A 21587-nucleotide genomic window follows, 5' to 3' on the forward strand; every position below is an offset into this window, starting at 1 on the left:
AGCGGCGCCGCCCCGCGGATCGCCCCCGCCGGTGGTCTCGCGGCGTCACTTCCTCGCCGACGCGGGGGAGGACCCGGCCCGGGCCGCTCCCCCGGGCGGGGGATCCCCGGCCGCGACGAGTCCGGTCTCGTAGGCGCAGATCACGGCCTGGATCCGGTCCCTGAGACCCAGCTTCGAGAGCACGTTGCCGACATGCGTCTTGACGGTGTGGTCGCTGACCACCAGCTCGGCGGCGATCTCGGCGTTCGACAGGCCGCGCGCGAGCAGCAGCAGCGTCTCGCGCTCCCGGGCGGTCAGGACGTCCAGCCGGGGATCGGACCGGCGGGCCCGGGCGGCGGCGGGCCGCGTGTACTGCTCCACCAGACGCCGGGCGACGGAGGGGGCGAGCAGCGAGTCGCCCCGGGCGACGACCCGCACGGCGTGCACCAGGTCGTCCCGGCGGACGTCCTTGAGCAGGAAGCCGCTCGCGCCCGCGTGCAGCGCGTCGTACACGTACTCGTCGGAGTCGAAGGTCGTCAGCATCACCGTCCGGCACCGGCTCGCCGCGCTGATCGCGCGGCAGGCCTCGATGCCGTCCGTGCGGGGCATCCGGATGTCGAGCAGCGCCACATCGGGCACGTGCCGCCGTACCGCGTCGACGGCCTCGCCGCCGTCACCCGCCTCGGCGACGACCTCGATGTCCGGCTGCGCGTCCAGGATCATCGCGAAGCCGCTGCGCACGAGTTCCTGGTCGTCGGCGACGACGACACGGATCGTCACGCCCCCACCTCCGCTGTCGCGGAGACGGGAATCCGCACCCGCACCTCGAACCCGCGCCCGCCCGCTCCCGGCCCGGCGACCGCGCTGCCCCCGTGGGCCGCGGCCCGTTCACGAATCCCGGCGAGTCCGTGCCCGCCGCGACGGGACACGGATCGCGACCCGCTCCCGTCATCGCTCACGTGGACCTCCAGCTCGCCATCTGCATAAGTCAATTGAACCCGTACGGTACGCGCGTCCGCATGCTTGAGGGTATTGGTCAGGGCCTCCTGGACCACCCGGAAGACGGTGGCCCCGACGCCCTCCGAAACGGGCCGGTCCTCCCCCACGACCCGGTACGCCACCTCGAGCCCGCTGCCGCGTACCCGGTCGAGAAGTCCGGGCAGCGCGGCGAGCCCGGGCTGCGGCTCGCGCGGGGCGGTGCCGTCGCCCGCGTCACCGTCGTCCCGCAGCACCCCCAGCATGTGACGCAACTGCGCCATGGCGTCCCGCCCGGTCGCGGAGATGGCGTCGAAGGCGGCCTCGGCCCGCTCGGGCGCGCTCCGCACGGCCACCGGTCCGGCCTCGGCCTGCACGATCATCAGGCTCACGGCGTGGGACAGGATGTCGTGCATCTCCCGTGCGATCCGGGCCCGTTCGCGTGCGGCGGCCCGTTCGGCCTCGACGCGGTGGGCCCGCTGCCGGGCATCGGTCAGCCGTCCGAACACGTAGGCGGCGATGAACACGAAGAGGGAGAAGGTCAGTTCACGCGCCGACCGGGTGTTGAGCCACACTCCCACCGGCACGGCGAGGGCCAGCACGAGCCCGGTGAGGAGCCGTTTGCGCGGGGCGGACAGCGCGCCGATGGTGTAGACGACGACCAGCCCGGTGTACGGCAGCGGCTGCCCGGGCCCGTCGACGGTCAGCCGGTACAGCGCGTTGGCGGCCAGCACCGCGAACAGCACGGCGACGGGGGCGCGCCTGCGCCAGACCAGGGGCACGACGGTGAGGGTGCTCAGCCCGTACGCGGCCCAGGTCGCCGGCGGCAGCCCCGGCGCGCGCGGCACGAGGAACGGCATGGTCATCGCGCCCTGGACGAGCAGCGCGACACCGATGTCGACCAGCAGCGGATGGTCCGCCGCGAGCACCCGCCCCCGCGCCCGCCACCCGCGCACTTCCCCGCGTATGCCCATGGCGACGTACGCCCCCCGTCTCGTACTGCCCGACCCCGGAACCGTAGCGGGGCGGCGGCCTCACGCGCCGGGAGAACAAGCCCTGGTTCAGGGCGTGTCCGGCGGTGTCCAGGCCGCCACCAGGTCCACCAGTCCGGGGAACCGGGCGTTGAGGTCGTCCACGCGGACGTGGCTGCGGCGTTCCAGGCCGTACTGGCGCTGGCGGGTGACGCCGGCTTCGCGCAGGGCCTTGAAGTGGTGGGTGAGGGAGGACTTGGGGCGGTCGAGGCCGAACCAGCCGCAGGAGTGGTCGAACGCCTCCGACTCGAGCAGGAGTTTGCGCACGATCCGCAGCCGCAGCGGGTCGCTCAGCGCGCCCAGCACGGTCTCCAGCCGCAACTCCCCCACCGTCGGCTCGGGCAGCGGTTCCGGCAGGTTCTCCGGCTCCGGCACCACCTTGACGACCGGCGCCTGTCGAACCGTCGCAGACATGGGCAGCTCCCTGTCACCGAAATCCTATGTACGAGTTCAATCGTACTGCATGCTAAGTTCGAATGGACTCGTACTGAGCTTGCCGGAGGGAGCAACGCATGTCGGAGGGCCGGACCCCGTCCGCCGGGACGACGGACGATCAGCAGGCCGCACCGCCGGAGCGGGCCGCGGCCCGCGCGCCCACCTGGTGGGTGTGGCCGGCGGCCTGGCCGGTCACCGCCGTCTTCGTGCTGTCCAACGCGGCGACCCCGCTGTACGTGCTGTGGCAGCGCGACATCGGGTTCTCCCAGGGCACCCTGACCGTCGTGTTCGCGTTCTACATCGTCGGACTGCTCGGCTCGCTGCTCGTGTCGGGCGTCGTCTCCGACCGGCTGGGACGCAAGCCGGTGCTGCTGCCCGCCCTCGCGCTCGCCCTGGCCGCCTGCGTGATCTTCGCGACCGCCACGACGGTCATCGCACTGATCGTCGCCCGGCTGTTCACCGGCATCGCCGTCGGCGCGGTCGTCTCCGCCGGCATGGCCGCCGTGACGGACGTGGCAGGCCCGGAGCGGAAGCGGCTGGCCGCGCTGCTGGCCTCCTGCGCGATGGTCTTCGGGGCCGGCCTCGGCCCGCTGCTCGCCGGCCTGCTGTCCGAGACGCTCCCGGCCCCCACCGTCACCGTCTTCGTCGTCGAGGCCGTCCTGCTGCTCACGGCCGTCCTCGCCGTGCTGCGCATGCCGGTACGCCGTCCCGCCGCCCGCGGCAAGGGCGCCTGGGTGCGCGTGCCCGGCGTACCGCACGGCAACGGCATCCATCTCACCCTGGGCATCGCGGTGTTCGCCCCCGGCATCACCGCCACGTCCTTCGTGCTGTCGCTCGGCCCCACCCTGCTGACCGAACTGCTCGGCACCACCAGCCGGATCGTCGCCGGAGCCATGGCGTTCGTCATGTTCCTCGCCGCCACCGGCGTCCAGTTCGCCGTGCGGAAGCTGTCCCGGCGCACCATCCTGACCGCCGGTGCGACCAGCACCACCCTCAGCATGGCCTCGCTGATCGGCGCCGTGCACGCCGCGTCGGTGGCGCTGCTCGTCGCTTCCGCCCTGCTCGCCGGGGCCGGTCAGGGCATGGGCCAGCTCGGCGGTCTGTCGCTGCTCAACTCCACCGTCCCGGCGCAGCGTCTCGCCGAGGCCAACGCCGCGCTGAACGTGGGCGGTTACATCCCGGCCGGCCTCCTGCCGGTGTCCACGGGCTACCTCATGGACGCGGTGGGCCTGCCCACCGGCGCGACCCTCTTCGGCACCGTCCTGATGGGCCTCGCCGTCGTCGGCGGACTGGTCGTGCTCTCCGGCCACCGCCGGGTGTCCGAGCCGGTGTGACGGGTCGGCGTGACGGGACTTCGGCGTGACGGTTCGGCGTGACGGGACGGCGTCGGTGCCGGGTCCCCGGGTGTACCCGCGTGGCGGTGCACCACGGCTTCGGCCGCGGAGCACCGCCACGCACGGGGGTGCACCGGCGCGGTCCTGAAGGCCCGCCGGACCCTTCTGCCCCGCCTCCTGCTGCCGCGCACCCACGCCTTCGCCTTCCCCTTCGCCGACCAGGCCTTCGGGTGCGTCGTACGGGACGGCACGGGCGCGGCCCGGTGGTGTCCGGCTCCCGCCCGGAAACGCCCGCCGCCACCGGATCAGGATCTCCGGATTCCCCCGGTGACAGAGGGCGGCGAGGCCCCGAGTCACAGCGGTTAGGGTGCATTCCGTGGAGCTCCTGCACCTGCGCTACTTCCTCGCCGTCGCCCAAGAACTCAACTTCTCCACCGCGGCCCGCAAACTGCACATGGCGGCTTCCCCGTTGAGCCGGCGGATCAAGGATCTCGAGAACGAGGTCGGGCACCGGCTGTTCGACCGGGACACCCATCACGTGCGGCTCACCCCGGCGGGCAACGCGCTGCTGCCGATCGCGCGCGGGGTGCTGGAGCAGGTCGACTCCATCCGGTGGCGGCTGGACGAGACGGCCCGGCCGCGGCGTACCACCCTGTTGCTCGGCGTCCCCAGTGGCGTCCATCCCGACCTGCGGGAACGGATGGACGCCCTCGCCGAGCGGGTCGGCGACCGGTTCGAGATCAAACGCTGGCCCGGCGGCACCGACCGGCTCGTCGACGCGGTGTGCGACGGCAGACTGGCGCTGACCCTGGCCCGGCTCCCGGCCGGCGGCGACCCGGCGCTGGAGCAGGTGCCGGTGATGTCGGAGCGGCTCGGCGCGGTCGTGCCCCGGGACCGGTTCGCGGGGCGCGAGTCCGTCGCCCTCGCGGAACTGGCCGAACTCGCCTACGCGGGGTCCCCGACGGCGGTGACCAACGCGTACTTCCGCGGACTCGACCAGCAGCTCGCCGAACTAGGCATCAAGAAGCGCGTCGAACTGGGCAGCGCCACTTTCGACGGGATTTCCGAAATAGTCTCCAGCGGTCTGGCTTTCTCCATTTCCATGCTGGATCCCAGAAGCCCCCTGCAGAATTATCGTATCGATAATGTCTCCGTCCTTCCCTTCTCCGATTTCCATCCCCGTCTGGAGACCGGGCTGATCTGGCGCAAGGACCGGGCGCACGGCGGTGACCTGGAAGAAGTCGTGGCTGCGGCCCGCGAGGTGTTCGCCGAGCCGCTCCACTCGTAATCACCGGAAAGTATTCACGAAAAGCGGTATGACCACTGCGGTCATACCGCTTTTCGTTATTCGGTCATTCCGCTGCACCGCTCCTCGCGTTAACTTAGTTTCTAGATGCACATACATGGCGAACCGAGGAGTGAAGAAAACCGATGACGGACATCACCGACACCGTCGCCGGCCCGCTGGAGGGCATCCGTGTGATCGACCTCTCGACCGTGGTGATGGGCCCCTACGCCGCCCAGATCCTCGGCGACCTGGGCGCCGACGTGATCAAGATCGAGTCGCCGGCCGACACCGTGCGCACCGGCCACTACCGCACCACCCCGGGCATGACCCCGCTGAACCTCAACGTCAACCGCAACAAGCGCAGCGTGTTTCTCAACCTCAAGGACGACACCGAGCGCGAGCGGGCGCTCCAGCTGATCGACACCGCGGACGTGCTGATCACCAACATGCGCCCCGGCGCCCTGCACCGCCTCGGCCTGTCCCACGACGACATCGCCGCCCGCAACCCCGGCCTCGTCTACGCGCACGCCCAGGGCTTCCGCAGCGACTCGGACCGGGCCGGCAACGCCGCGTACGACGAAACCGTGCAGGCCGCCTCCGGCCTGGTCGACATCGCCGACCGGGCACTCGGCGAGCCCGTCTACCTGCCGACCATCATCGGCGACAAGGTCTCCTCGCTGACCATCGCCTACAGCGTCCTGGCCGCCCTGCTGCACCGGAACCGGACCGGCCGGGGCCAGCTCATCGAGATCCCGATGACGGACACCCTGATCGCGTTCAACCTGGTCGAGCACCTCGCGGGCCACACCCACGTGCCCGAGACCGGCCCCACCGGCTTCGCCCTGTCGATGCTGAAGGGCCACAAGGCGGTGCGCACCAAGGACGGCCTGGCCTGCGTGATGCCGTACAACCCGCAGAACTACCGGGACTTCCTCACCGCCGCCGGACGCCCGGACCTCGCCGAGGACCCGCGGGTCAACGGGGACGCCATCGACAGCGCCGACCACGAGGACCTGGCCGCGCTCCTGGAGACCTGCGCCCCGGCGCTGACCACCGACGAGTGGGCGGAGGTGTGCGCCGAGCACAGCATCCCGATGGCTCCCGTGCTGGAACTCGACCGCGCCCACGACGACCCCTACGTCCAGGGCGGCCACCTCCTCGACACCGTCGAGCACCCCACCGAGGGCACGGTCCGCACCATCGGCATCCCGCTGCGCTTCTCCGCCACCCCCGGCTCGATCCGCCGCCTGGCGCCGGTCGCGGGCCAGGACACCGAGGACGTCCTCGCCGAACTCGACGCCACCGCCCGCTGATTGCCACCGGAGGACAGTCATGAGCACCCCCACACCTCCCGTCGTGCGCACCGAACGCATCGGCTCCACCCTGCTGATCACCCTCGACCGCCCCGAGGCCCGCAACGCCGTGAACGCCGAGGTCGCCACGGGCCTGGCCGCCGCACTCGACGCACTGGAGGCCGACCCCACCCTGCGGGCCGGCGTCCTGACCGGCGAGGGCGGCACGTTCAGCGCCGGCATGGACCTCAAGGCCGCCCTGCGCGGCGAGTCGCCCGAGGTCGAGGGCCGCGGCTTCGGCGGTCTGACCGAGGCCCGGCCGGACAAGCCCCTCATCGCCGCCGTGGAGGGCTTCGCCATGGGCGGCGGCTTCGAACTGGCCCTGGCCTGCGACCTGATCGTCGCCGCCGAGGACGCCCGGTTCGGCCTGCCCGAGGTCAGGCGCGGCCTGATCGCCGCGGGCGGCGGCGTGATCCGGCTGCCCCGGCGCGTCCCGCACCACCTCGCGATGGAACTCCTGCTGACCGGCGAGCCCGTCGACGGCCGCCGGGCCGGCGAACTGGGCCTGGCCAACCGGGTCACCGCCCAGGGGCAGGCCGTCGCCGAGGCGCTCCGGCTGGCCGAACGGGTCGCGGACAACGCCCCGCTCGCGCTGGCGGCCGTCAAGCGCGTCGTCCGCGCCGCCGACGGAGCGTCCGACGAAGAGGCCTTCGCCTTCCAGCGAGGGCGGATGAAGACCCTGATGGCCTCGGACGACGTCCGCGAGGGCATGACCGCCTTCGCCGAGCGCCGCACCCCGCGCTGGACGGGGCGGTGAGGCAGGCATGAGGACCGAGGACGTACGTCAGCACGTCACCACCCCGCTCACCAGCCCGGCGTTCGCGCCGACCGTCCCGCGGTTCACCGACCGCGAGTACCTCAACGTCGTCTACCGCACCGACCCCGACGCCCTGCGGTCCGTCGTCCCCGAACCGCTGCGGACCGGCGAGCCGCTGGTCCGCTTCGAGGTCATGAAGATGGGCGACGTCAGCGGCTACGGCCCCTACACCGAGGCCGGCCAGGCGATCCCCGTCAGCTTCGAGGGCGAGCAGGGCGAGTACCTGCACGCGATGTACCTCGACAACTTCCCGGCGACCGCCTCCGGCCGCGAGGTCGCCGCCTACCCGAAGGTCATCGGCTCCCCGTCGCTGTACGTCGACTCCGGCGCGCTCGTCGGCACCCTCGACCACGGCACCCTGCGGGTCGCCACCGCGACCATGGGCTACAAGCACCACGAGCTGGACCGGCGCGAGGCCGAGGAACAGATCGGCGTGCCGACCTTCATGCTCAAGACCGTCCCCGGCTACGACGGCATGCCGCGTGTGCAGGAACTCGTCCGCACCCGCATCACCGACCTCACCGTCAAGCAGGCGTGGACCGGACCCGCCCGGCTCCAGCTCTTCCAGCACGTGCTGGCCCCGCTGGCCGACCTGCCGGTACTCGAGGTCGTCTCCGCGAGCCACGTCCTCACCGACCTGACGCTGTCGGGCGTCGAGCCGGTCCACGACTACCTGAAGGGAGCCGCGTCATGACCCGCACCTTCCGTACGGCCGCGGTGATCGGCGCCGGGACCATCGGACTGTCCTGGACGGCCCTGTTCGCCGCGCACGGCCTGACCGTCCGGGTGAGCGACCCGCGCGAGGACCTCGCCGAGGCCGTCACCGAGGCCCTGGCGCGGTACTCGCCGCACCTTGCCGCCCGCGGCCTGGACGTGACGGGCCTCGCCGGCCGCGTGCACATCGCGGCCGGCGTCACCGACGCGGTCCGGGACGCGGACGTCGTCCAGGAGAACGGCCCCGAGCGGATCGCCTTCAAGAAGGACCTGTTCGCCGTCCTCGCCCGCGAGGCACCCGCACACGCCCTGCTGCTCAGCTCGTCCTCGGCCATCCCGTCGACCGCGTTCACGGGGGAGCTGTCCGGCGAGGACGCCGCCCGCGTGCTGATCGGCCACCCGTTCAACCCGCCGCACCTGGTCCCGCTGGTCGAGGTCGTGCCCGGCGAACGCACCGGCGAGGACGCCGTACAGGCCGCTTCGGACTTCTACACCTCGGTCGGCCGCACCCCGGTCGTCGAGCGCAAGGAGATCGCCGGCTTCGTCGGCAACCGCCTGCAGAACGCGCTCAGCCGCGAGGCGGTGTACCTCGTCGCACAGGGCGTGGTCACCCCCGAGGACCTCGACAAGGTCATGACCAACTCACTGGGCCTGCGCTGGGCCACGGTCGGGCCGTTCCTCGGCTCGCACCTGGGCGGCGGACCGGGCGGCTACCGGCACCTGGTCGAGCACATCGGCGCGTCGATGCAGCAGACGGGGGCGGGCCCCGGCACCCCGTCGCAGAACGAGGAACAACAGGAACGGCTCATCGAAGCCGTGGAAAAGGCCTACGGCTCCTCCACGTACTCGGAACTCACCGGGACGCGCGACCGCAGGCAACTCGCTGTCCTGGCCGCCCTGGACAGCGCCGAGAAGGAGGAGAACTGAGATGACGACCACCATGACACCGGCCGAGGACCAGACGGTCGCCGACTTCTACGGCTACGAGGCGCTGCTGCCGGACGAGGAGCGCACGATCCTCCTCAAGGCCCGCGCCCTCATGCGGGACCGGATCAGGCCGCTGGTGAACGAGAACTGGGCCAGGGGCGAGTTTCCGAAGGAGCTCATCGGCCTGTTCCGCGAGAGCGGCCTCGCCGGCCTCCCCTACGAGGGGTACGGCGAGCACGCTCCCGCCGTCAGCAACCTGCTCAGCGGCATGCTCGCCCTGGAGATGACCCGCACCGACGCCTCGGTGTCGACCTTCTTCGGCGTCCACAACGGCCTGGCGATGTACTCCGTCCACTCCGGCGGTGACCAGGAGCAGCGCGACCGCTGGCTCCCGGCGATGGCCGCGATGGACAAGATCGGCGCGTTCGCGATGACCGAGCCGCTCGGCGGTTCCGACGTCGCGGGCGGTATGCGCACCACCGCCCGGCGCGAGGGCGACACCTGGATCCTGAACGGCGCCAAGAAGTGGATCGGCAACGCCACCTTCGCCGACTACGTCGTGGTGTGGGCCCGGGACGTCGACGACAACCACGTCAAGGGCTTCGTCGTGGAGAAGGGCACGCCCGGCTTCTGCCCGGCGAAGATCGAGAACAAGCTCGCCTTCCGCATCGTCGAGAACGCCGAGATCACCCTGACCGGCGTCCGGGTGCCGGAGGCCGACCGCCTGCAGAACATCAACTCCTTCCGCGACGTCGCGGAGATCCTGCGCGCCACACGCAGCGGAGTGGCCTGGCAGGCCCTCGGCGTCATGGCCGGCGCCTACGAACTCGCCCTGGACTACGCCCGGGAGCGCCGCCAGTTCGGCCGCCCGATCGGCGGCTTCCAGCTCGTCCAGGACCTGCTGGTGAAGAGCCTGGGCAACATCACCGCGTCCTGGGGAATGCTGGTGCAGCTCGCCCGGCTGCAGGACGCCGGCATCTTCCGTGACGAACACTCCGCCCTGGCCAAGGCGTTCGTCACCTCCCGGATGCGGGAGGTCGTGGCCTGGAGCCGGGAGATCTTCGGCGGCAACGGCATCCTCCTGGACCACGACATCGCCCGCTTCTTCGCCGACGCGGAGGCCATCTACTCCTTCGAGGGCACACGTGAGATGAACACCCTGATCGTCGGCAAGTCGATCACCGGCGAGAGCGCCTTCGTCTGACCACCGGCGCACGCCAGAACGAACCAACCCCGGGTCACCGCCCGGGGTTTCGTCCTGCCGATCGACACATGGCCCGGCACGCCGGCCCCGGCGCGGCTGTCCGGATTGGCTGTTCTCCCGGAGGAGGGCGGGCTGGCACCCTGACGAGCACCCCGGGAACCGGCAGGGGAGACCCGGGGAGAATTCCGTCCAGGAGGACCGGAAGGAAGCGCCGGCGTGATCGAGTGGGAGCCTTTGGGCACCGGAGCCCAACCCGTACCCCAGCCCGTGGCCACGCCGCTGGTCTGGGCGGGGGCCGGCGCCGGGGCACTGGCGCTGGTGGCGCTCCTCAACACCGTGGTGGGCCCGGACCGGCCGCAACTGGCCCTGACCGTACTGTCCGTGCTGGCCGCCCTGCTGGGTCTGTGCGCACGCTTCACGGCCGCCCCCGGCACGGCGTTCCTGTGCTGGCTGTTCCTGAACGGCTTCGCCGTACCGCCCGCCGGCGTCCTCACCTGGACAGGCCACCGCGACGCCCCCTGGCTGGCCTGCCTGCTCACCGCCACTCTCATCGGCACGGCCCTGGCCCGCCTCGTCCACGCCCGCGCCGCCTACCGCCGCATGGCGCCCGGCGGCGCCCGGCCCGATCCGGGGCGTTCCCCATGACCACCAGTTCGGGGGAGTGTGCCGTCAGTTCTCGTGCACCAGCCCTGCGACGTGCGCGGTGACCGTGTCGAGGATGGCTGTCCAGGCCGAGTCGTCGCCGAGCACGAGGTAGTTGAGGGTCAGGCCGTCGGTCATGGCGGCCAGGTAGCGGGCCAGGACGGGAACGGGCACGCGCAGACGCAGGCCCATCGCCTGCCGCAGTTGGTCGATGAGCCCGGTGTACGCCTCGGCGTACAGCTCGTACTGACGGCGCGCCAGGTGTTCGAAACCGGGCTGGCGCAGCGCGTACTGCGTGAGCTCGTAGGTGAGCATGTGCTCGTCCGGGTGGGTGCGGACGTGGTCCCAGTACGCCTGGAAGCCGGCCCGGACGGTCTCCTCGAGGGTGGCCCGGGGCCGTATGGCCTCCTTCACCACCGTCACGTAGTGCCCGGTGATGGTGGTGATGACGGACTCGATCAGCTGCTGCTTGGAGTCGAAGCAGTAGTGGAAGACGCTCAGCGAGACGCCCGCCTCGGCGGCGATGGACCGGGTCGTCGTCCTGGGGACGCCGTCCCGGGCCATCGCCCTGATCGCCGCTTCGGTGAGCTGTCGCCGCCGCTCGGCGGACGGCAACCGTGCCATGGATACCCTCTCGTGGGTGTCAGCCGCTGTGGACGCCGACCTCGTGGAGGGAGTAGCCCCAGCCGGTGCCGCGTTCCAGCCCGTGGACGCGGACGTACCGGGCCGGTGTGCCGGCGAACCGCGCGGTGTCCAGACCGCCGTCACCGGCTGTCGTGGACCAGACGGTCCGCCAGTTCGCGCCGTCGGCGGAGAGCTCGATCCGGTACGACTTCGCGTACGCGCGCTCCCAGTCGAGGGTGACCCGCCCCACGGTCCGGGTGGAGCCGAGGTCGACCTGGTACCACTGGTCGTCGCTCCAGTCGCTGGCCCATCGGGTAGCGCGGTCCCCGTCGACGGCCCGGTGCGGCTGGTAGCTCGTGAACAGGTTCCACTCCGAGGAGCTGGCCGACGTGGTGGAGCCGGCCGCGAGATCGACCCCGGCCACGTGGTTCTCGGAGGACGCCCAGGTGTCGAGGTAGGACTCGGCGCCCCGGAACAGGTCGTCGACCACGTCCTGGCCACCTACGCGGCGGATGTCCTCGATCCAGTCCGGGACGAGGCCGTAGTGGGCGGCGCCGTCGGTGTTCAGGTCCCAGGTGCGCTCGCCGGTGGTCTGCCGGTCGATGACGGAACCGCCGTCGACGCTCTTGAACGGGTACGTGACCTTGTTCGGAGCGTCCGCCCCGCGCGGGGCCGGCCAGCCGCCGACGCCGTTCATGTCGGTGCCGTAGCCGTAGCCCACGCCGTACTTGTCACGCAACCCCTCCGTGCGCTTCGCCTCCGCGATGAAGCCCTCGGAGCCGTGCATGTACTGGGCGATGAAGCCGCCGAGGCCGTAGACCCGCTCGGTCCAGTCCAGGTCCATCCAGCTGTGCGAGGAGAGCACGCCGGGGTAGGACTCGGCCTCGAAGATGTCGAGCACCCGGCCGGTGGCCTTGACGCTCATGTGGTCGATCTCCAGCATCATGCCGCGCTCCATCATGCCGCGTACGGCGTACTCGCCGAGGCCGGTGAGCCCCCGGACGTTGCACCGGGCGTCGGCGCTGTACGAGGGGACCTCCTCGCCCGCCGGGAGTCTCTCCTCGGCCGCCGGCGCCGCCGCGTTGCCGATCGGGTTGTCGGCCTGCGGGCCCGTGCACTTCTCCGTCTTCCAGTACGTGCCGGTCGACAGGAACTGCCCGACGTTGATGGCCGTGCCGAGCGTGCCCGAGTCGAAGCGCACCCCGCACAGGGCGTTGTCGAACTTGTGGCACAGGAACATGCTGCGCACGCCCAGCGCGTGCAGTTCGTCCAGGCCCTTGTCGATGTCCGCCTTGCTGCACTGCGCGATGTCCAGGACCTGTTTGCAGCCGAAGGGCTCGGAGGTCTCGACACCCATGACCACGGCCAGCTTGCCCTGCTCGATGACCTTGCGGGCCTGCGCGCTGTCGGTGACGACCCGGAACCAGCCCTTGCCGGGCCCGCCGTACATCCTGTCGACGAAGGCCTGCATGTCGTACGTCAGCTTGGCCTGCAGCCGGATGGACGTCATCTCGTCGCAGGAGCGGTCCTTGAAGAAGTACACGGAGCAGATCACGCCGTTGGTGACGAGGTCGTTGACCAGCACCCGCTGTCCGCCGCGCCAGGCCCGCTCGAGCCAGGCGTAGTAGTTCTGCTGGTGCGTCAGCGAGTCGTGGGCCGGCCAGTCCTTGAAGGTGGGCCAGCCGTTCGGGTCGTGCTTGCCGTCGCCGCCGTTGGTGATGAGGTCGAAGATCGCGAGCGATCCGTCGGGGTAGTGCTCCGGACAGTCCTTGAGCGCGTCGGCCACGCCCTGGTCGGAGAACGGCTTTCCGCAGATCAGACGGCCGCCGAAGGCCTCGTTGGAGAAGATGTGGTCGTGCGCGTCGACGAACCCGCGCACTTCGCCCTCGGCGTTCGTGCCGGTGAAGGGTGCGCCCGTGACGTTGATCCGGGAGTCCGGCGCGGGCCGTGCGGCCGGGTCCCACCAGTCGTTCCCGGCCGCGGCACCCGGGGTGGGGCCGAGCGCGATCGACAGCACGAGCAGGAGGAGCGACACAACGGTGACGTTCGTGCGTCGGCGGTACGGGCGTCCGGAACTGGTCACAGCCCACGTCCCTCGGTCGGCGGGTCGCTCGGTCGTCTTGTCATGACCTCGCAAAGTGTGCGATGAGAATCGCCACTACCGCCGTACGAGTCAAGGGACCGGGACGGTTGACCTGATGACGAGGGGTTGATTCATCCCGGGGCGGGCCCTGGAGCCGGCCGGGGCAAAGACTGACCCCAGGCCGTCGACCTGGGGCTTCATAAGGCGGGTGACCGGCTCCCGGCTCTCACGCGTCAGCTCGGGCTGGAATCGGAACTGCCGGCCGCTTCCTTCGCGGCGCGGCGGAACTCGGCGTTGATGCGCTGAGCCTCCTCGAGCTGGTCCTCGAGGATGACGATGCGGCAGGCGGCCTCGATCGGCGTACCCCGGTCGACGAGCTCACGGGCGCGAGCGGCGATCTGCAGCTGGTAGCGGGAGTACCGGCGGTGTCCGCCCTCCGAGCGCAGTGGAGTGATCAGACGGGCCTCACCGATGGCTCGGAGGAAGCCCGGGGTGGTGCCGAGCATCTCGGCGGCCCTGCCCATGGTGTAGGCGGGGTAGTCGTCGTCGTCCAGCCGGTTGCTGAGCGGGGTATCTGCTGCCATGTCACCTCGTAGTACAACGCGTCGAGGGGCCCTGGTGCCGTACGGCACCAGGGCCCCGAAGGAAATTCAACACCATCTGTCGGCCCTCATGCTGTGCCGACCTTCTGTTTCCGCTACCCGGCCCGACAACGGGAGGGGTGCGGGGATCGCGGCTGCGTGACCGGGGACCACCATCCATTCCGGGGTCTTGCGGTACCCGGACCGGGGTGCTCCCGGGCCGGGCGATCCTGATGGCGTCTGCTCCTCCGTCCTTCCTTGCGTCTGGCTTGACTGTGTCAACGAGAAAAAGAGTAACCGTGGCAAGCGCCAATGTCTACTCTGGCAAAGACAGATTTTGAAGTTCGGTAGACGCAGGGTTCCTGGGGCGGCCTCAGCTGACGGACGGAGGAGGCCGGCGGGCCGGGGACATGACAGTGAGGGCCCTGCCGACGCGCGTCGGCAGGGCCCTCACTGGTTCCTGGTGGCGGTTGACCGCCTGTGCTCACCTCTCCGGGACGTCCCGGAGCCGGACCCGGTCCGTGTAGGTGGGGGCGTCCCGGAGGACACTGAGCCGGGCCAGGGTGACCAGTCCCGTGCTCTCGTCGTCACCGTCGCACAGGACGAGGTGATCGACCCGGGCACCGGCCATGAGGGACAGCGCCACCTCGACCGTCATGTCGTCACGGATGCGCGGTGCGTGGGCCATGGTGTGGTGCAGCGTCTGAGCCGGCGTCATGGGTGTCTCCTGCCGAGAGGGGAGGGCGGGTGGGCGCGCAGTGCTCTACGCGGCCGAGCCGAAGCCGGTCCGCCGCTGGCTCCTGGGGCGCGCCGCCTCGCCGGCGGGGCGGCCCTGGCCGGTGGGACGGCGGCCCCGTCGGCCCCGGGACGGGGCGGACGCGCCGCGGGGGCGCTCCGCGCGCGGCGCGGCGACGACGACCGGGACGCCGGAAGGGGCCTGGGCACCGGTGATGCGGCTCAGCTCCGCCTCGCCGGACCGCACCTGGGCGACCTGCGGGGTGATGCCCGCCGACGTCATCAGCCGGCTCATGCCGCGACGCTGGCCCGGGGTCACCAGGGTGACCACGCTGCCGGACTCGCCGGCGCGGGCGGTACGGCCGCCCCGGTGCAGGTAGTCCTTGTGGTCACTGGGCGGGTCCACGTTGACGACCAGGTCGAGGTTGTCGACGTGGATGCCGCGCGCCGCGACGTTCGTCGCGACCAGGACCGTCACATGGCCGCTCTTGAACTGGGCGAGGGTGCGTGTCCGCTGGGGCTGGGACTTGCCGCCGTGCAGGGCCGCGGCGCGCACGCCGCTGCTCAGCAGGTGCTCGGTCAGCCGGTCCACCGCGTGCTTGGTGTCCAGGAACATGATCACCCGGCCGTCGCGCGCCGCGATCTCGGTGGTCGTCCGGTGCTTGTCCGCGTCGTGCACGTGGAGGACGTGGTGCTCCATCGTGGTGACCGCGCCCGCGGACGGGTCGACCGAGTGCACCACCGGGTCGTTCAGGTACGTGCGGACCAGCCGGTCGACGTTGCGGTCCAGGGTGGCGGAGAACAGCATCCGCTGGCCGCCCGGGCGCACCTGGTCGAGCAGGGCCGTGACCTGCGGCATGAAGCCCATGTCGGCCATCTGGTCGGCCTCGTCGAGAACCGTGATGCCGACATCGTCCAGCCGGCAGTCGCCCCGGTCGATGAGGTCCTTGAGCCGCCCGGGTGTCGCGACGACCACCTCGGCCCCGGAGCGCAGCGCACCGGCCTGCCTGCCGAGGGACATCCCGCCGACGACGGTGGCCAGCCGCAGGCTCACGGAGCGGGCGTACGGAGTGAGCGCGTCGGTGACCTGCTGGGCGAGCTCACGGGTGGGCACGAGGACGAGGGCGAGCGGCTGCCGCGGCTCGGCACGCCGCCCCGCCGTACGGGCCAGCACGGCGAGACCGAAGGCCAGGGTCTTGCCCGAGCCGGTGCGGCCCCGGCCGAGCACGTCACGACCGGCCAGGGAGTTCGGCAGGGTCGCCGCCTGGATCGGGAACGGCGCGGTCACGCCTTCGTGGCCGAGCGTGGCCAGCAGCCGCGCGGGCATGGCGAGATCGGCGAACGACTCGACGGCGGGCAGCGGCGCGGTGACCGTCTTCGGCAGGGCGAACTCGCCCTGGGGAGACCGGCGGTTTCCGTAGCCCTGGGAGCGGCGCGGGCCACCGGAACGGCGGTTTCCGCCGTCGCCTCCGGAGAAACGGTCACGGGTACGGGATGTGTGGGCACGCTTCATGCGGGACCTTCCTTGAGGGGCGCGTAGCAAGGAAATCCCGCAGCAGAAGGAGCAGCGCAGAGAATCTCGAGACGAGCCGAAGTCGATGCGGCCGGAACGGACCGGCGGGGAAAAACAGCGAGCTGGGGCCCGCACCCCAGAGGTGCGGGCCCCAGCTGCGAAATATGCGCGAGCGCCGATATCAGGCGGGCACGATGTTCTCGGCCGTCGGGCCCTTCTGGCCCTGCGCGATGTCGAACGACACCTTCTGGCCTTCGAGCAGCTCACGGAAGCCCTGGGTGGCGATGTTCGAGTAGTGGGCGAAGACGTCGGCGCCGCCGCCGTCCTGCTCGATGAAGCCGAAGCCCTTTTCCGCGTTGAACCACTTCACGGTGCCAGTAGCCATTTTATTTCTCCTTCGGAGGCGGTTTCGGGAATCCACCCTGTGTGAATTCCGTGTCGCCGTGATGATTACCCCGTAGGAAATGAACCTTCTGGCAACCACACCTGCAACTGAGATCGACAGTAGCACGGTGCGATCGGGCCTGTGCCGTGCGAAATTTCCGTTCCGGCCGGCGTTCGAGGAATATTCGGCGGGTCCCGGTTCTATTTCTCATTTTGCGAGCACAGATATTGCCCTCCGAGGGCACGGCCCTTCCTGCCGTGTCGCCGGGTGCCGGCGCTGTGACCTCCGTCGACGGGGGCGAGCCGCGGCCACCGCCGTCAGCGGCCGGTACGGCGGTGAGCGCGCCGGAATCCCGCTCCCGCGACATAGGTCACATCCCCCGTGCGGGCGTACCCGGGCGATACCTGCGTGGACATGCCGGCATCGTCGTCACCGTCGGTGACGACGACCGCGACCCGGTCTCCCCGAAGGCCCGCTGAACGGACCCGCGGCTCCCTCCGGGGCCGCCACGGCACCTCTGCCTCGTCGTCGAAGAACCTGCCGCTCGGACCGTCGTCGGGCAGCGTGGCGAGCCGGATCGCGACCGCCGCGCCCTGCTCCGGGGCGGGCCCCGCGGAGACCGTTGAGGCCGACCCAGGTCCGATCAGTACCATGTCGCCGTGGAAACAAGGGAGTTGCGGTACTTCGTCGCCGTCGCCGAGGAGCTGCGCGTCGGTCCCCCTGACGGAGGCCGGGGCTGCTCGACGCCTACGCGGCCGAACCCGACGCGGTCACCGTCGATCTGCTCCTGTGCGGCAGCACGGGCGAGCAGGGACCGATGCTGCGCGACGGCCGGGCCGACGTGGCGCTGCTGGGCTGCCGATGCCGCGCCGGCCCGGCCCCGACGGCACCTGCCCGGACGGCCCCGGCCCACAAGCCCGGGACCACGAGCAACTGCCCCGGCTGATCGCACTCGGCCGTGCCTGCTGGACCGCACCGGAGTCGTACCGGACCCGGCCGCGCGAGGGCCTCACCGCCGAACCGGTCCTGGACGCGCCGGCGGTCACGACGCTGATCGCGTGGCCACCCCACAGCAGATCCCGGGCTGTGGCGGGACCGGTCCGGACGGCGATGCGGGTGAGTTCGCGAGAGGGCCGTCCGACGCGGCAGCCGACACGCGACCCTCCGCTAGCATGTTCGAACTCGCGGTGGTCCGTCCATCGCTCTCCCTCTCCCCAGCCATTCGGATGAATCGGCCAGAAGATTGATAGCCAGAGCATCGCGGGTGTTCTCGCGAAGAGGCGGCAGGACGTCGTGGGGTACGTGGCGCCATGGGCGCGCGATGCTGTGGATCGCGGCCGGTGTGGTCGCGTGCGGGTTCCTCATCGCACTGGAGATCGCGGCACGCCGCTACGGTGAACCGGGGCCGGTCACCAACCAGGTGCAGGCCCTGGCCCTCGCCCCCAAGCCGGGCCCGCTGTACGGCGGTCTGGTGTTGATGATGGTGGTGCTCACCTGGCGGCAGCGGTTCCTCGCGGCCGGCGCCGCGATCGGCGTCGACGCCCTCCTCCTGCCGGTGCGGTGGGCTGTCGACGCCGACCTGTCCGGCGGCCATGTCTTCGGCACCGGTGCGCTGTGGGTGATGCTGGGCTTCGCGGTCTTCGCCGTCACGCGCCGCACCGGCAGCGAACGCGTCCTGCTGCTGAAGGGCGTCGGGCTGGGCCTGTTGCTGGTGGCCGCCCGCAAGACCGGCGACACCTGGCTGCTCATCACGTCGAAGGCCCGCCCGACGGTACTCGACCAGTACGTGGCCATGGCCGATCACGCGCTCGGCAACCCGTCATGGCTCGCGGGCCGGCTGGTCGAGGCCACCGACCCGGTCAGCTCCCACGTTCTCCAACTGGTCTACGGCCAGCTCGCGGTGGCCGCGGTCGTCGTCGCCTTCTACCAGCTGCGCAACGTGGCGGCCGAGGGCCGCTTCCCGAGCCATCACCTGGTGCGCACCTTCCTGGTGATCGGCCTTCTCGGGCCCGGCATCTACATGCTCTTCCCGGTCGTCGGCCCGGTCTTCGCCTACGGCCCGGGCGCATCCGGCACCGGTGGCGTGGAATGGGCGGCGGTCAACCTGTGGCCGCACACGCCGCTGCCGATCACCAGCCCGGTCCCGATGACGTACGACGGAATCACCCCCCGCAACTGCATGCCCAGCCTGCACACGGCGTGGGCCGTCGCGATCTTCATCCATACCCGCAGAGCCCCGCGGATCCTGCGCTACGCGGGCACGTTCTGGCTGATCGCCACTCTCGCCGCGACGCTCGGCTTCGGCTACCACTATGGCGTGGACCTCGTCGCCGGCGTGGTGTTCGCCCTCACCATCGAGGCAGCCCTCCGCTCGCTCGAACGAGGCCGGGACCGCCGAGGAATCCAGCTGGTCGTCTACGGCACCACGATCTTCACCGCGCTCTTGGTCGCGTACCGCTACCTGCCGATGGAAATGGCCGGACATCCGGAGGCGTCCGGGCCCCTGCTCATCCTGGCGATGACGTCGGTGCTCTACGGCTATGTACGGACCACCCGACAGTGGGAACCGGCGGTCGCACCGACGCGGCAACCGGAACCGCAACCGGAACCGGCACCGGAACCGGAACCAGCGTGAGCCGCGTTGCGGCGGCGGGCTGGAGGACCTGACCGTCCATCACCCGCAGGCGGCGAGGCGGTGCGGAGACCCGCAAGGCGCAGACCGGCCGCGCTGCTCCTGCCGGTGTTCCCGGCGTCCGGTCACGGGCCGGGGAGGCTGCCGATTCGGTGGCAGCTGCCGGCGTTGGGGCGGTGTGCGGCATCTGCTACCCGGCGCGTTCGGCGGTCCAGGTGATGTGCGGGGGCTGGACGCGTGCGCAGAGGGGCCCGCCCTGTGCGTCGGTCAGGCCGAGGCGCCCGACCAGCAGTCCGTCGCGTGCGGCGGCGGCGAGTACGTCGGCGGGGATGACGTCGAGCATCAGCTTGGCGCGGCGGAACATCGTGAAGCTGCCCGACTCGTCGACGGTGCCCCACGAGAGGTAGATGAACCGCCGGCCCAGACGGTCCTGGACGTAGGGGCCTTGGACCTCGGTGCCGGCCGGCGAGACGCTGGTGGTGCACTCCAGGGTCCAGGTCGCGGACGGCGCGTCACCGGGCTGCGGCGCGAGGAGTTCGGCCGGACGGTCGCGGCGCTGCACGGCGACGTGGAGGTTGCCGTACTCGGGGACGTTGGCGGCGGCAGGGGCCGGGCAGGTGCGGCCGGGCAGGTCGACGGCGTCGATGCGGATGCGCATGCCCGCCATCATCCCGCCGGCGTCCGCACAGGGGCCAATCTGCGGCCGCCGTGATCTGGCCGGGTGCGGTGATCCGGTGCCCGAAGGCGTCCCGTGCCGGAGGCGCCGGTAGGGAAATTGCTGCATTTGGCTCCGGCATTCGAGTTCAAGCTATTTTCACAGCGCTGTGCGCCGTCCGAATGAGCTGCAATTCTTCTGTCTTGTTCAAGTCAGTTACAACGATATTTCTGCGTAATATGCGGCGGCAGTAACAGCAACGAGGCTTCCCGGGTGATTGGTAGGGCCCGGTACGCCATGGCCCCACAGGAAATGGCTTTTCGATGAAGCTGAAGATCCCGCAGGTAACTCACCGCCGTACCATGTCCGGCATGCTGGCATCGGCGCTTGCCGCCACGGTCGCCGCTGCGATGGTTGCCCTGACGCCGACGCAGGCGCTGGCCATCGCGACGCCCGTGCCTTTGGCCACGGCCGCGAGTTTCTCCGTTCTCGCAGGGGAGGGAGTCACCAACACCGGCCCCTCGGTGATCAGCCACGACCTCGGCACGCACCCGAACCCGGCCATCACCGGATTCCCGCCCGGTCTCGTGCTCGGCGCCGTGCACGCTGGGGACGCTGTCGCACTCCAGGCCAAGTCCGACCTGGTCACGGCGTACAACCAGGCGGCCGGCCAGGCCACGGACTTCGCCCTCCCGGCGGCCATCGGCAACGGCCAGACGCTGCTTCCGGGCGTCCACACCGCCGAAGTCGGCGTCGGCCTCACCGGCGACCTGATCCTCAACGCCGGGGGAGACCCGAACGCCGTCTGGGTGTTCCAGATTCCCGAAGCCCTGACGACGGCGTCCGCCAGCCGGGTGCTCCTCACGAACGGCGCCTCGCCGTGCAACGTGTACTGGCAGGTCGGCAGCTCCGCCACCCTCGGCACCGACTCCACGTTCGTGGGCACCATCATGGCTCTGACCGCGATCAGCGCCAACTCGGGTGCGAACATCGAGGGCCGGGCGCTGGCCCGTAACGCCTCCGTGACGCTCGACAACAACAGGATCTTCCTCAGCGGGTGCGCGACCTCCACCACGGGTGGCACGACGACGGGCACGACCACCGGCACGACCACCGGCACGACGACCGGAACCACCGCGGGCACGACCACCGGAACCACCGCGGGCACGACCACCGGAGGGCTTCTCGGTGGCGGCCTCGTCAGCGGCGGCCTCGTGACCGGCGGCCTGCTGGGCGGCCCCATCGCCTCGCCCGGCAGCACCGCGGGCAACGTCGCCGGCAACACGGCCGGGAACTCCGCCGGCAACACGTCCGGGAACACCGCGGGCAACACGGCCGGCAACACCACCGGCGGCAACGGCGGCGGCAACGGCGGCGGCCACGGCCACGGGCCGGGCAAGCCCGGAAGGCCGGGCCACGACGGTGGGCACGGTCACGGCAAGCCCGGTCACGGCAAGCCCGGCCATGGCGACGGCTCCGGCCACGGCAAGCCCGGTCACGGCGACGACTCCGGCCACGGCAAGCGGCCCCACGAGGACTACGGCTACGGCGAGCAGCCCCACGAGAAGTACGGCTACGGCGAGCAGCCCCACGAGAAGTACGGCCACGACGGGAAGCCCAAGGGCCACGAGGGCGACGACCACTCCCAGCGTCACGACGGCTAGGCAACGCGCTGTGGTCA

Annotated in this window: 21 protein-coding genes and 1 pseudogene; 11 read left to right on the forward strand and 11 right to left on the reverse strand. The window is 71.1% G+C overall.

Annotated features, from left to right (window positions below):
• Positions 1-45: 45 nt before the first annotated feature.
• The 3 genes from ACFU3E_RS06585 to ACFU3E_RS06595 all read right to left on the reverse strand — a co-directional run bounded on the left by ACFU3E_RS06585 (position 46) and on the right by ACFU3E_RS06595 (position 2399).
• A complete protein-coding gene (locus tag ACFU3E_RS06585) occupies positions 46-759 on the reverse strand; it encodes a response regulator (RefSeq protein WP_384153013.1) in 714 nt (237 codons plus the stop codon).
• On the reverse strand, positions 756-1928 hold the full coding sequence (locus ACFU3E_RS06590; protein WP_384153016.1) for a sensor histidine kinase: 1173 nt from the start codon (positions 1926-1928) through the stop codon (positions 756-758). The genes ACFU3E_RS06585 and ACFU3E_RS06590 overlap by 4 nt, the downstream gene beginning before the upstream one ends.
• Before the next feature lie 87 nt (positions 1929-2015).
• Positions 2016-2399 carry an ArsR/SmtB family transcription factor gene (locus ACFU3E_RS06595; protein WP_384153019.1) on the reverse strand — a complete coding sequence of 128 codons (384 nt, stop codon included), beginning with the start codon at positions 2397-2399 and terminating at the stop codon, positions 2016-2018.
• A gap of 98 nt (positions 2400-2497) precedes the next feature.
• Here ACFU3E_RS06595 and ACFU3E_RS06600 point away from each other — a divergent pair, with 98 nt between their 5' ends.
• The 8 genes from ACFU3E_RS06600 to ACFU3E_RS06635 all read left to right on the forward strand — a co-directional run bounded on the left by ACFU3E_RS06600 (position 2498) and on the right by ACFU3E_RS06635 (position 10701).
• Positions 2498-3754 (forward strand): MFS transporter, encoded by a 1257-nt coding sequence (locus ACFU3E_RS06600; protein WP_384153022.1) that lies wholly within the window; start codon positions 2498-2500, stop codon positions 3752-3754.
• A 376-nt stretch (positions 3755-4130) separates the two neighbouring features.
• The gene (locus ACFU3E_RS06605; protein ID WP_384153026.1) at positions 4131-5042 is read left to right on the forward strand and encodes a LysR family transcriptional regulator; all 912 of its coding nucleotides are present in this window, start codon (positions 4131-4133) and stop codon (positions 5040-5042) included.
• Positions 5043-5185: 143 nt separating this feature from the next.
• Positions 5186-6355, forward strand: coding sequence for a CaiB/BaiF CoA transferase family protein (locus ACFU3E_RS06610; RefSeq protein ID WP_384153029.1), 1170 nt, complete (start codon positions 5186-5188; stop codon positions 6353-6355).
• 19 nt (positions 6356-6374) lie between these two features.
• Complete coding sequence (locus tag ACFU3E_RS06615; RefSeq protein WP_384153032.1) at positions 6375-7151, forward strand: crotonase/enoyl-CoA hydratase family protein; 777 nt, start codon at positions 6375-6377, stop codon at positions 7149-7151.
• Between the two features lie 7 nt (positions 7152-7158).
• The gene (locus tag ACFU3E_RS06620) at positions 7159-7905 is read left to right on the forward strand and encodes an acetoacetate decarboxylase (RefSeq protein ID WP_384153036.1); all 747 of its coding nucleotides are present in this window, start codon (positions 7159-7161) and stop codon (positions 7903-7905) included.
• Complete coding sequence (locus tag ACFU3E_RS06625; RefSeq protein WP_384153039.1) at positions 7902-8852, forward strand: 3-hydroxyacyl-CoA dehydrogenase NAD-binding domain-containing protein; 951 nt, start codon at positions 7902-7904, stop codon at positions 8850-8852. The genes ACFU3E_RS06620 and ACFU3E_RS06625 overlap by 4 nt, the downstream gene beginning before the upstream one ends.
• A gap of 1 nt (position 8853) precedes the next feature.
• A complete protein-coding gene (locus ACFU3E_RS06630; RefSeq protein ID WP_384153042.1) occupies positions 8854-10056 on the forward strand; it encodes an acyl-CoA dehydrogenase family protein in 1203 nt (400 codons plus the stop codon).
• A 216-nt stretch (positions 10057-10272) separates the two neighbouring features.
• Positions 10273-10701 carry a hypothetical protein gene (locus tag ACFU3E_RS06635; RefSeq protein ID WP_384153045.1) on the forward strand — a complete coding sequence of 143 codons (429 nt, stop codon included), beginning with the start codon at positions 10273-10275 and terminating at the stop codon, positions 10699-10701.
• Between the two features lie 24 nt (positions 10702-10725).
• On the opposite strand, the gene ACFU3E_RS06640 is transcribed toward ACFU3E_RS06635, so the two are convergent.
• The 7 genes from ACFU3E_RS06640 to ACFU3E_RS06670 all read right to left on the reverse strand — a co-directional run bounded on the left by ACFU3E_RS06640 (position 10726) and on the right by ACFU3E_RS06670 (position 17272).
• The gene (locus ACFU3E_RS06640; protein ID WP_384153048.1) at positions 10726-11322 is read right to left on the reverse strand and encodes a TetR/AcrR family transcriptional regulator; all 597 of its coding nucleotides are present in this window, start codon (positions 11320-11322) and stop codon (positions 10726-10728) included.
• 19 nt (positions 11323-11341) lie between these two features.
• Positions 11342-13405: a discoidin domain-containing protein gene (locus tag ACFU3E_RS06645; protein WP_384153051.1), complete on the reverse strand. Its 2064-nt coding sequence runs from the start codon at positions 13403-13405 to the stop codon at positions 11342-11344.
• 233 nt (positions 13406-13638) lie between these two features.
• Positions 13639-13989, reverse strand: coding sequence for a helix-turn-helix domain-containing protein (locus ACFU3E_RS06650; RefSeq protein WP_384153054.1), 351 nt, complete (start codon positions 13987-13989; stop codon positions 13639-13641).
• Positions 13990-14470: 481 nt separating this feature from the next.
• On the reverse strand, positions 14471-14704 hold the full coding sequence (locus ACFU3E_RS06655; RefSeq protein ID WP_384153057.1) for a CBS domain-containing protein: 234 nt from the start codon (positions 14702-14704) through the stop codon (positions 14471-14473).
• A 45-nt stretch (positions 14705-14749) separates the two neighbouring features.
• Positions 14750-16234 (reverse strand): DEAD/DEAH box helicase, encoded by a 1485-nt coding sequence (locus ACFU3E_RS06660; protein ID WP_384153060.1) that lies wholly within the window; start codon positions 16232-16234, stop codon positions 14750-14752.
• A 181-nt stretch (positions 16235-16415) separates the two neighbouring features.
• Entirely contained in the window at positions 16416-16619 is a 204-nt protein-coding gene (locus ACFU3E_RS06665; RefSeq protein ID WP_028799214.1) for a cold-shock protein, read from the reverse strand.
• Positions 16620-16936: 317 nt separating this feature from the next.
• Complete coding sequence (locus ACFU3E_RS06670) at positions 16937-17272, reverse strand: hypothetical protein (protein ID WP_384153063.1); 336 nt, start codon at positions 17270-17272, stop codon at positions 16937-16939.
• A gap of 83 nt (positions 17273-17355) precedes the next feature.
• On the opposite strand from ACFU3E_RS06670, the pseudogene ACFU3E_RS06675 reads away from it, so the two are divergent.
• A pseudogene (locus ACFU3E_RS06675) lies at positions 17356-17849 on the forward strand (LysR family transcriptional regulator); the annotation flags it as partial.
• A gap of 91 nt (positions 17850-17940) precedes the next feature.
• On the forward strand, positions 17941-19254 hold the full coding sequence (locus ACFU3E_RS06680; RefSeq protein WP_384153066.1) for a phosphatase PAP2 family protein: 1314 nt from the start codon (positions 17941-17943) through the stop codon (positions 19252-19254).
• Positions 19255-19441: 187 nt separating this feature from the next.
• Here ACFU3E_RS06680 and ACFU3E_RS06685 read toward each other — a convergent pair whose 3' ends face one another.
• Positions 19442-19909, reverse strand: coding sequence for a DUF5990 family protein (locus ACFU3E_RS06685; protein WP_384153069.1), 468 nt, complete (start codon positions 19907-19909; stop codon positions 19442-19444).
• A gap of 320 nt (positions 19910-20229) precedes the next feature.
• On the opposite strand from ACFU3E_RS06685, the gene ACFU3E_RS06690 reads away from it, so the two are divergent.
• Entirely contained in the window at positions 20230-21570 is a 1341-nt protein-coding gene (locus ACFU3E_RS06690; protein ID WP_384153072.1) for an ice-binding family protein, read from the forward strand.
• Positions 21571-21587: the final 17 nt, after the last annotated feature.

It is taken from the genome of Streptomyces sp. NPDC057424 (assembly GCF_042803315.1).
In the GTDB taxonomy this organism is placed as follows: Bacteria; Actinomycetota; Actinomycetes; order Streptomycetales; family Streptomycetaceae; genus Streptomyces.

What these genes read in the sequence shown, in the direction of transcription:
- ACFU3E_RS06660 (WP_384153060.1), bottom strand. Translation starts at nt 16,234, where the DNA reads ATGAAGCGTGCCCACACATCCCGTACCCGTGACCGTTTCTCCGGAGGC.
- ACFU3E_RS06650 (WP_384153054.1), bottom strand. Translation starts at nt 13,989, where the DNA reads ATGGCAGCAGATACCCCGCTCAGCAACCGGCTGGACGACGACGACTAC.
- ACFU3E_RS06665 (WP_028799214.1), bottom strand. Translation starts at nt 16,619, where the DNA reads ATGGCTACTGGCACCGTGAAGTGGTTCAACGCGGAAAAGGGCTTCGGC.
- ACFU3E_RS06630 (WP_384153042.1), top strand. Translation starts at nt 8,854, where the DNA reads ATGACGACCACCATGACACCGGCCGAGGACCAGACGGTCGCCGACTTC.
- ACFU3E_RS06620 (WP_384153036.1), top strand. Translation starts at nt 7,159, where the DNA reads ATGAGGACCGAGGACGTACGTCAGCACGTCACCACCCCGCTCACCAGC.
- ACFU3E_RS06655 (WP_384153057.1), bottom strand. Translation starts at nt 14,704, where the DNA reads ATGACGCCGGCTCAGACGCTGCACCACACCATGGCCCACGCACCGCGC.
- ACFU3E_RS06600 (WP_384153022.1), top strand. Translation starts at nt 2,498, where the DNA reads ATGTCGGAGGGCCGGACCCCGTCCGCCGGGACGACGGACGATCAGCAG.
- ACFU3E_RS06680 (WP_384153066.1), top strand. Translation starts at nt 17,941, where the DNA reads ATGCTGTGGATCGCGGCCGGTGTGGTCGCGTGCGGGTTCCTCATCGCA.
- ACFU3E_RS06690 (WP_384153072.1), top strand. Translation starts at nt 20,230, where the DNA reads ATGAAGCTGAAGATCCCGCAGGTAACTCACCGCCGTACCATGTCCGGC.
- ACFU3E_RS06615 (WP_384153032.1), top strand. Translation starts at nt 6,375, where the DNA reads ATGAGCACCCCCACACCTCCCGTCGTGCGCACCGAACGCATCGGCTCC.
- ACFU3E_RS06640 (WP_384153048.1), bottom strand. Translation starts at nt 11,322, where the DNA reads ATGGCACGGTTGCCGTCCGCCGAGCGGCGGCGACAGCTCACCGAAGCG.
- ACFU3E_RS06590 (WP_384153016.1), bottom strand. Translation starts at nt 1,928, where the DNA reads ATGGGCATACGCGGGGAAGTGCGCGGGTGGCGGGCGCGGGGGCGGGTG.
- ACFU3E_RS06685 (WP_384153069.1), bottom strand. Translation starts at nt 19,909, where the DNA reads ATGCGCATCCGCATCGACGCCGTCGACCTGCCCGGCCGCACCTGCCCG.
- ACFU3E_RS06610 (WP_384153029.1), top strand. Translation starts at nt 5,186, where the DNA reads ATGACGGACATCACCGACACCGTCGCCGGCCCGCTGGAGGGCATCCGT.
- ACFU3E_RS06670 (WP_384153063.1), bottom strand. Translation starts at nt 17,272, where the DNA reads ATGGTACTGATCGGACCTGGGTCGGCCTCAACGGTCTCCGCGGGGCCC.
- ACFU3E_RS06595 (WP_384153019.1), bottom strand. Translation starts at nt 2,399, where the DNA reads ATGTCTGCGACGGTTCGACAGGCGCCGGTCGTCAAGGTGGTGCCGGAG.
- ACFU3E_RS06625 (WP_384153039.1), top strand. Translation starts at nt 7,902, where the DNA reads ATGACCCGCACCTTCCGTACGGCCGCGGTGATCGGCGCCGGGACCATC.